Below are 912 nucleotides of genomic sequence, written 5' to 3' on the forward strand. Positions count from 1 at the left end.
GGGAGCCAGCAGCGAGGAGATTCTGGTGGTAAACAGCCGCGAGGCGTCGCCGGTCAGGGCAAGTGCTTCGACGGGTTCGTCCACGGGAAGCCGCGGGGCGCAGGCGTCAGAGGCGTCCCGGCCTTCGGCTCAGGCGTCAGGCGGTGAGTCTCAGCGGGCCACCGCCACGCCGGTGCCCGTGCTGCTGACCCGGCATGCCGCCCAGTCTCTTTACGCGCCGCAGCGGACCATCGAGCCTCTGCGCGGCGTCTCTCGCGTGCCCATGCGGCTGCCCGAGTCGCTTGGCACCCTGCTGCCGTCGCTGCCGGTGACCGCCACGCCCCTGGGCGCCTGGCGACTTGACGGCTGGACGGTCACCGCGGTGAAGCTCGAGAACAACGACCGGCGACGCGCCTTCGAGCTCGACCCGCGCTGGCTGCAGGGAGACTTCTACTCCGCGACCTTCATGCACCCCTACCTGGCCCCGCGGGGCTCCGTGGAGGACACCACCACGGTCTTTCTGGCCACCCGGCGCGGCGGCCTGGATAGGGCACTGATACCGCTGGAGGAGATGGATCAGGCCGAGGAGGGCGCCTCATGACCCTGCGCAGCAACACCCTGCTGAAGGTGCTGGTCCCGGCGCTGCTGGTGATCGTGCTGCTGATCGTGGTGCGCGGCCTGAGTGGCGGCGATGCCGGCACGGACGCAGAGACCGGGCAGGCTGACCCGACGCTGACCCTGAGCGATGACGAGCTGCAGGCGCTCGGCATCGAGGGGGATACCCCGCGGGACACCGTGGCCACCCTGGTGGGCCACGTGCAGGCCATGCGTCGCGACCTGGAGCAGGCCCAGGCGGAAACCCAGGCGCTGCGCGACCAGAACGAGCGGCTGATGACCCGCAACCAGGACGTGGACGGCGCCATCGACGAGGCG

At 70.8% G+C, this 912-nt stretch carries 1 protein-coding gene and 1 pseudogene; both read left to right on the forward strand.

Annotated features, from left to right (window positions below; all coding sequences use genetic code 11):
• Positions 1 to 580: TIGR03749 family integrating conjugative element protein (locus Q673_RS35725; RefSeq protein WP_031217516.1), on the forward strand; the 580-nt coding region annotated here is incomplete at its 5' end.
• Positions 577 to 912 (forward strand): annotated as a pseudogene (locus tag Q673_RS0117925) (TIGR03752 family integrating conjugative element protein); the annotation flags it as partial. The gene Q673_RS35725 and the pseudogene Q673_RS0117925, both read left to right, overlap by 4 nt.

Origin of the sequence: Halomonas sp. PBN3, assembly GCF_000475415.1 — a bacterium.
GTDB lineage: Bacteria > Pseudomonadota > Gammaproteobacteria > Pseudomonadales > Halomonadaceae > Halomonas > Halomonas shengliensis.